The sequence below is a fragment of the Streptomyces sp. NPDC004788 genome (genome assembly GCF_053601115.1).
In genome coordinates this window covers 1-8,163 of record NZ_JBSGBF010000164.1, presented here as the reverse complement: position 1 = coordinate 8,163, position 8,163 = coordinate 1, and the positions used below count along the sequence as shown (strand labels likewise).

The 8,163-nt window shown below is 74.9% G+C and carries 5 protein-coding genes; 1 reads left to right on the top strand and 4 read right to left on the bottom strand.

What is annotated here, in order from left to right:
- Positions 1–94: 94 nt before the first annotated feature.
- From ACWEJX_RS36675 to ACWEJX_RS36660, 4 genes are all read right to left on the bottom strand, one after another.
- On the bottom strand, positions 95–811 hold the full coding sequence (locus ACWEJX_RS36675; RefSeq protein ID WP_451611738.1) for an LPXTG cell wall anchor domain-containing protein: 717 nt from the start codon (positions 809–811) through the stop codon (positions 95–97).
- A gap of 408 nt (positions 812–1,219) precedes the next feature.
- On the bottom strand, positions 1,220–2,332 hold the full coding sequence (gene prfB, locus ACWEJX_RS36670; RefSeq protein ID WP_451611737.1) for a peptide chain release factor 2: 1,113 nt from the start codon (positions 2,330–2,332) through the stop codon (positions 1,220–1,222).
- A 43-nt stretch (positions 2,333–2,375) separates the two neighbouring features.
- Complete coding sequence (locus ACWEJX_RS36665; RefSeq protein WP_451611736.1) at positions 2,376–3,638, bottom strand: serine/threonine-protein kinase; 1,263 nt, start codon at positions 3,636–3,638, stop codon at positions 2,376–2,378.
- Between the two features lie 149 nt (positions 3,639–3,787).
- Positions 3,788–5,536: a serine/threonine-protein kinase gene (locus tag ACWEJX_RS36660; protein ID WP_451611735.1), complete on the bottom strand. Its 1,749-nt coding sequence runs from the start codon at positions 5,534–5,536 to the stop codon at positions 3,788–3,790.
- A 519-nt stretch (positions 5,537–6,055) separates the two neighbouring features.
- Here ACWEJX_RS36660 and ACWEJX_RS36655 point away from each other — a divergent pair.
- On the top strand, positions 6,056–8,163 hold a 2,108-nt coding region (locus tag ACWEJX_RS36655; RefSeq protein ID WP_451611739.1), incomplete at its 3' end, for an FHA domain-containing protein.

Here is an 8,163-nt window from a genome sequence, read left to right as displayed (position 1 = left end):
CGAAGGGCCCGAACTCCGGCCCGAAGAGCAGAGCACTGTGCGGCGGCCGCTCGTCGGTAGGTATCCGTTCTCACGTACGCGTGACTGAGCGACCTCAGACGGCGGTGCGCCCACCGGTCACGAGACGCGGCAGGAAGCGGAAGCCGATGCCACCGGCGATCATGGTGGCCGCCCCGATGATCAGGAACGAGGTCTCGGCGGCACCGGTCTCGGCCAGCTCCTCCTTGGCCTTGCCCTGCTCGACGGGCTGCGAACCGGCGTTGTTGGTGCCGTTCTGGTTGCCGCCGTTGTCGACGCACTCGGCGCCGTCGAGGTCGACGGTGCAGGTGCCGGGACCGGCGCCGTTGTCGTCGCCACCGTCACCGTTGTCGTCGCCGCCACCCGGCTTGCCGGGCTTCGACGGCTTGCCCGGGTGCGTCGGCTCGCCGGTCGGCGGCGTCGTCGGCTCGCCGGTCGGCGGAGTGGTGGGCTCCGTCGTCGGCGGCGTCGTCGGCTCGGTCGTCGGCGGGGTCGTCGGCTCCGTGGTCGGCGGAGTGGTGGGCTCCGTCGTCGGCGGCGTCGTCGGCTCGGTCGTCGGCGGAGTGGTGGGCTCCGTCGTCGGCGGCGTCGTCGGCTCGGTCGTCGGCGGAGTCGTCGGGCAGAGCGTCGGGTCGATCTCGCAGTCGCCCGGCCCCCCGCCACCGACCTCGGTGCCGAGGTTGATGCTGACGCCAACGGCCTGCGCGGCGCCGGCCGCCGTCAGGGACGCGCCGGCGGCGATCACAGCGCCGGCCGCAATGCGCGCAACGCGGATCCGCGTCTTCTTCGTCATCTGGCTGCTACCCCCAGTAGCTCATGTCGTCTGTAGAGCAGCGGCCCGGGGCCGGGGCACGGGGGGCGATCACCGTTGTTCACTGGACCTGCCCCCGACCGCACACGCCCCAGGAACACGCATGCCGCGTGCCACCCTTCCGAGTTTCCAAGAGCACGTCAAGGTCGTTGCGCGCGCAATGACCGAAAGATCCACTTCTGCCCGCCATGCGGGGATGCAACTGTGACGTAAACCCGGAACTCCCGCCACCGCCACGCCAGTTCCCATGTCGACAAAGCGTCAGGATCGCCACTCCACCGCTTGCGCCCGCGAATCCGGCGACCAGCGCGCAAGGCGCTCAAAGCGCCGGGCCCCGCTCACCAGCGGTGAGCGGGGCCCGGCGTACGCCTTGAGAAAGAGGGCTGCGGACTACGCCGTCTGCTCCTGCTGCTTGCGCCAGCGGATGCCCGCCTCCAGGAAGCCGTCGATCTCGCCGTCCAGGACGGACTGCGGGTTGCCGACCTCGAACTCCGTGCGGAGGTCCTTGACCATCTGGTACGGGTGGAGGACGTACGAACGCATCTGGTTGCCCCAGGAGCTGCCGCCGTCGCCCTTGAGCGCGTCCATCTTGGCGCGCTCCTCCTGGCGCTGGCGCTCCAGGAGCTTGGCCTGGAGGACGTTCATGGCGCTCGCCTTGTTCTGGATCTGGGAGCGCTCGTTCTGGCAGGAGACCACGATGCCGGTCGGGATGTGCGTGATGCGCACCGCCGAGTCGGTCGTGTTGACGCCCTGGCCGCCGGGGCCGGAGGCGCGGTAGACGTCGACGCGGAGGTCCGAGTCGTCGATCTCGACGTGGTCGGACGACTCGACGACCGGGAGGATCTCGACGCCGGCGAAGGAGGTCTGGCGGCGGCCCTGGTTGTCGAAGGGCGAGATGCGGACCAGGCGGTGGGTGCCCTGCTCGACGGAGAGGGTGCCGTAGGCGTACGGGGCCTTGACGACGAAGGTGGTCGACTTGATGCCGGCCTCTTCCGCGTACGAGGTCTCGTAGATCTCCGTGGAGTAGCCGTGGCGCTCGGCCCAGCGCAGGTACATGCGCTGCAGGCGCTCCGCGAAGTCGGAGGCGTCGACGCCGCCGGCCTCGGCGCGAATGTTGACGAGGGCCTCGCGCTCGTCGTACTCGCCGGACAGGAGGGTGCGGACCTCCATCTCGTCGAGCGCCTTGCGGACGGCCACGAGCTCGGTCTCGGCCTCGGCCCGGGTGTCCGGGTCGTCCATCTCCTCGGCCAGCTCGAACAGCACCGCGAGGTCGTCGATGCGGCCGCGCAGCGCCTCGGCCTTGCGGACCTCGGCCTGCAGGTGCGAAAGCCTGCTCGTGATCTTCTGCGCCGCCTCCGGGTCGTCCCAGAGGGACGGGGCCGCGGCCTGCTCTTCGAGCACGGCGATGTCTGCCCTCAACTTGTCGAGGTCCAGGACGGCCTCGATCGACCCCATGGTCGAGGAGAGGGACTTCAGCTCTTCGGATACATCGACGACTGCCACGCGTCCAGCGTAACGGCTTCCCGCGATTACCAGGTCCCCGCACTCACGGCTGGGTGGTGGACTGCTTCGTGTCCTGCGCCGGCGGCGCGTCCTCGCCGCCCCCGACCGCCAGGTAGCCGCCCGCTCCCAGGGCGCCCGCGAGGACGACCGCGGCGACGGTCAAGGTGATCCGGCGCTTGCGGACCGCGTCCGCCTTGTGCCGGGCCGAGCCGGGCCGCCGGGCGCTCGCGGAGCGCGGGGCGCGGGCGGTGCCGAGGGGGCCGCCGGAGAGCTCGTCGGGGCCGGGGACCCGCATGGAGGTGTGGGTGTCGCGGTTGGAGTCGGTGGAGGCGCCCGGGACGAGCGGCACGGCGGCGCGGCGCGGGGCGTTCTCGCCGGAGCCCGCGCCCGCCGCGCCCGCTCCGGTCGCGTACGGGTCCTCCTCGTACGAGGGTTCCGCGGCCGGGTCCGCGTCCGGCTCGTCCACGTCGAGCGGCGGGATGCCCTTGAGCGTGGGCAGCACGTCCCGCAGCCGGGTCGCCAGCTCGGAGGCGCGCAGCCGGGAGGCCGGGGCCTTGGCCAGGCACTGGACGATCAGCTGCCACAGCTCCTCGGGGATGCCGGGCAGCGGGACGACCGTCTCGGTGACGTGGCGGCGCAGTACGGCGCCGGGGTGGCCGCCGCCGAACGGGGTGAAGCCGGCGAGCAGCTCGTACAGGACGGTCGCGAGGGCGTAGATGTCGACGGCGGCGCGCGGCGGCAGGCCCTCGACGATCTCGGGGGCGACGTAGTCGGGGGTGCCGATGATCCGGGTGGCCTTGGTGCGGCCGGGGGTGTCGATCAGCTTGGCGACGCCGAAGTCGGTGAGGAGGGCGGGGTGGGCGCCGCCGGGGCCGAGCGGGCCCTCCATGTCGAGCAGGATGTTCTCCGGCTTGATGTCCCGGTGCACGACCCCGGCCTTGTGCGCGGCGGCGAGGCCGTCGGCGACGTCGGCGATGATCGCGACGGCCGCCTCGGGGGCGAGCCGGCGTTCGCGGTCGAGGCGGGTGCGCAGGTCGGTGCCGCGGACCAGGTCCATGACGAGCGCGAGGTCGTTGCCGTCGACGACGAGGTCGCGGACGGAGACGACGTGCGGGTGGTCGAGCCCGAGCAGGGCGGTGCGCTCCTGCACGAAGCGGCCGACGAGCTCCTGGTCGGCGGCGAGGTCCTCGCGCAGCAGCTTGATGGCGACGGGGCCCTCGGGGCCCTCGCCGAGCCACACCGTGCCGGCGCTGCCGCGCCCGAGGATCTGGTGGGCCGTGTAGCGGCTGCCGATATTCCGTGCCAAGACTGCTCCCTCAGCGGCTGCGGTTCGCGTCAAAAGTTACGCGTCCGAACGTGCCCACCGGCACTTCCGAGGGGAAATCACCCCTCGGAAGTCGACAAAGCGACAGGATTACCGGTCCGAACGCGGTCCTCGTCGGCTCTTACCGCCGGTTACTGGCCCGTGCCGCCGCCGCCCGTCGCGCTCTTCGCGCTGTCCACGAGCGAGGTGAACCAGTCGTACAGCGACGAGATCCCGTCGCCGATCGCCTGCCAGTAGCCCTTGCCCTGGGCGACCCAGTCCTGGAGCGGCGTCAGCTCCCAGATCAGCCAGCCCGCGATCACGAAGAGCACGATCGTGAACAGGCAGCCCTTGAGGCAGCCCAGGCCCGGGATGTGCATCGGGTTGGCGCTGCGCTGCCGCGGCGGGCGCGGCTCGCGCGGCGCCGGGGCGGGCGCGGGCGCCTGGGGCGGCGGCTGCGGCGGCTGGTACTGCTGCTGCGGCGGCTGGGGGGCGTACTGCCGGGGCTGCTGCGGCTGCGGCGGCTGCTGGGCGTACGGCTGGGGATGCTGCGGCCGCTGCTGGTACGGCTGCGGCGGGCCCTGCTGGTACTGCTGCGGCTGCGGCGGGTACGGGCTCTGCGGCGGCTGGGGCTGCGGGCGGCGCTGGGGGCGGCGGCGCAGCGGGTCCTCGTCCGGGTCCAGGTACTGGACCTGCGTCTGCTCGTTGCGGTCGCGGACCTGGCGCAGCTGGGTCTGCCAGGGGTGCGGCTGCTCGCCCGGCGGATCCTGCGGTGCGGGCGGTACGGGAGGCATGACCGCGGTCGGGTCGGCGGCGCCGGGCGGGCCGCCCGCCGGGCCGCTCGTCGGCATGACGCTGGTGGCGGCCGCCGGGTCGTACTGCGGGGGCGGCGGGAACCCCGCCGGGGCCGCGGAACCGCTCGGCAGCACCTGGGTGGCACCGGCCGGGTCGACGTCGGTGGCGCCCGCCGTGCCCGGGACCGGCGCCGGTGCCGGGTCGGGCGCGAGCAGCGCGCCGACGCCGTCGGCGGCCTCGATCTGGGCGGGGGTGGCGTGCACGCCGATGCCGGCGGCGACCGTGCGCAGACCGCGGGCGAGGTTCTGGGCGCTGGGCCGCTCGTCCGGGTTCTTGCGCAGGCAGCGCTCTATCACCGTCCACAGCGGGCCGGGCACGGTCGAGGGCCGCTGCGGCTCCTCGCTCAGGTGGCGGTGCAGGACCTCCAGGGCCGTGGCGCCGGCGAACGGCGGGCGGCCGGTGACGAGCTCGTAGAGGAGGATGCCCGCGCCGTAGATGTCGACGGCGGAGGTCTGCGGCCGGCCCTCGGCGGACTCGGGCGCGACGTACGCCGGCGTGCCGACGAACTCGTGGGTGCGGGTCAGGCCCGGGGAGTCGGCGAGGCGCGCGATGCCGAAGTCGGTGAGCATCGGGTGCATCGCGCCGGCCTGCTCGGCGAGCAGCACGTTCGCGGGCTTGAGGTCGCGGTGGACGACGCCGTCGGCGTGGCTGGCGGCGAGCGCGTCGGCGATCTGCGCGGTGAGCAGCGCGGCGGCGACCGGGGTGAGCGGACCGTTCTCGCGGATGTAGCGGTGCAGGTCGGGGCCCTCGACGAGGTCCATGACCAGGGCGAGGACATCGCCCTCCACGACCAGGTCGCGGGTGCGCACGATGTTGGGGTGGGTGAGCCGGAGCAGCACGGACCGCTCGCGCAGGAAGCGCATCACGATGTCCGCGTCGTTCGCCAGCTCCTCCTTGAGGACCTTGATCGCGACGGTCTCGCCGGGCTCGCCCGGGACCGCGGCCTCCGCGCCGGCCGTCTCGCGCTGGCGGGCTCGCCAGACGGTGCCCGTGGCGCCGCGGCCGAGCGGCTCCTCGAGCAGGTACTTGCTGCCGATAGGCCGCACGTCACGCGCTCCCTGCTGATCGTGGTCCTGGATCCCGGGACCGGGGGTCCGAGGGTGTCCGAGGTGTTGTGTGGAGGGTTCCCGGGGTTCCCGTGTGTTCTGTGACCCGTCCGGGTGTCCGACCCACTTTAGTGCCGCCGAACGAGTCATCGACTGTCCCCGGGACGGCCGATTCCGAGCGTCTGCGCGTCCGGTGCGAACCCCGTACGGATCCGGAACCTGTCCGTTCACAAGACGCCCGGCGGCGGACGAAGGTTGCCGGAAGCGATACGAGACGTACGCAACCAGGCGAATTCCCGTCCGCGACACGGCCACGGACGACCGAACAAGATCACTTCTGGACGACCCGGCGGCGGGTTGTCAGTGGCAGGTGCGAGGATGCACCCAGCACGTCGTGTGCGGGTCGGGAGCCCCGCACCCGTGCCGACCTGTACCGGACGACGCGTCCGTGCCGGGTAGGGGGAGCGAGTGGGCGATTCCCCTGCCGGGCGCGCCGCGCAGAAGGGACCGCTGACGGCGATGCAGATCCGGCTGACCGTCCTCGCGCCGCACGCCGGCCATGCCGCCGGCCACGGTGCCGGACGCGCCTGCGACGTGCTCGTCACCGCCCCCGCGGGGACCGAGCTGGCCGCCGTGGCCTCCTCGCTCGCGACCGCCGTCGCCGGCCCGGACGCCTCCTCCTCCGCGAGCATCGTGCTGTACGCGGGCGGCCGGCGCCTCGACACCCGGCGCTGTCTGCTCGGCGAGCCGCCGCTGGTCGACGGGGCCGTGCTCTCCCTCCAGGTGCCGGGGCCCGACGACCGCGTCGGCGAGGGCGCCCCGGCCCGGCTGCACGTCGTGGCGGGCCCGGACGCCGGCGGCGTCCATCTGCTGCACGGCGGAGCGATCAGAATCGGCCGTTCTGTGGACGCGGACGTTCCGCTGGACGACCCGGACGTCTCCCGCTCGCACTGCACGGTGACCGTCGGCGACGACGGCCGCGTCACCGTCACCGACCAGGGCTCCACGAACGGCACCACCCTCGACGGCGCGCCCGTCGGCCCGCGTCCCGTCCGCTTCCCGCCCGGCGCCGTGCTGCGCGTCGGCGAGTCCGCGCTGCGCCTGACGACGGGCCCCGGCGCGAACTCCCACGACGGCGACACCCTTGCCACCGCCTCGGACGGCGAGGGCCATCTGCGGGTGAGCCTCGCCGCGAGCGGTGCCACGCACAGCGCGATGGACGGCCGTACGGATCCGGGCGCGGCCCCCGGCGCCTACGCGCCGCCGTACGAGCCGGGCGCCAGGGCCGAGGAGCCGACCTTCGGCGGAAACGGCCTGCGGAACGCCGGCCGGCACCCCGAGGGCCCCGAGGGTCCCGAGGGGCACGCGCGCGCGGCGGAGCCGGCCGCGGGGCCGCAGGGCGAGCTCGAGTCGCACAGCCGGACCCGGCAGACCCGCAAGCGCGGCCTCGGCGCCTGGGCCCGCCGGCTCGCGGGCGGCCGTGAGGAGCCGGAGGCGGCGGAGTACGGCGTGGAGCCCGTGCCCGCCTTCGCCGCGACCGCGCCCGGCCCCGGCCCGTCCCCGGACAACTGGCCGGACCCGGCCGCCGTGCTGCTCACCGCGCTCGGCCCCGGCCCGCGGCTGTGGGAGCGGGGCCCGGACCATCCGGAGGCCCTCGTGGTCCGGCTCGGCACGACCGACCGGGCCGAGCTGTCCGGCGTGCCCGTCACCGTCGGGCTGCGCGAGGCCGGTTCGCTGGGCCTGGCCGGGCCCGCGCCACGGCTCGCCGGGCTCGCCCGCTCCGTGGTGGCCCAGCTCGCCGCCCTGCACTCCCCCGGCGACCTGGAGATCGTGCTGGTCAGCGCCGACCGGAACCGCCCCCTGGAGGAGCGGCGCCGCGCCTGGGCCTGGCTCGGCTGGCTGCCGCACGTGCGGCCCGCGCACGGCCAGGACTGCCGGCTGCTCCTCGCGTACGACCGCGACCAGGCCCACGCCCGCTTCACCGAACTCACCCGCCGCCTCGACGACGGCCCGCTCGGCCCCGGCTGGCCCAGCGCCGACCGGGCGCAGGTCGCCGAGGCCGCCGCGCGGCACGACGGGCCCGTGACGGTCGTGGTCGTCGACGGCGACCCGGGCTCCTCGGCACTGCGCGAGACGGCGGCGCGGCTCGCCGGAGCGGGCGCCGCCGCCGGCATCCACCTGATCTGTCTGGCCGAGGCGCCCGCCGCCTCCCCGGTCTCCCCGGTCGCGGCGACGTACGAGACGGCGTGCGCGGCCTCGCTCGCCTTCCGCGAGTGCGGGGCGGCCGCCCTGCTCAGCGGTGACGTGGCGACCGCGCTGCGACTGCTCCGCACGTCCGGCGGCCGGGTCGCCGGGCACGGCACGGTCGGCATGCTCGACGCGGTGTCCGTGGCCTGGGCGGAGCGCTTCGGCCGCGCCCTCGCCCCGCTGCGTACGGAGCCGGCCGGCGGTGCCGGCGCGGGCGCCGGGTCCGGGCGGACCGCGGCCGCCGCGCTGCCGCCGTCGTCCCGGCTCCTCGACGAGCTGGGCCTGGCCCGGGCCACGCCCGCCTCGCTGATGGCCCGCTGGGCCTCGGCCGGCGAGGGCACGGCGGTCCTCGGCGCGGGCCCGCACGGCCCGGTCGCCGT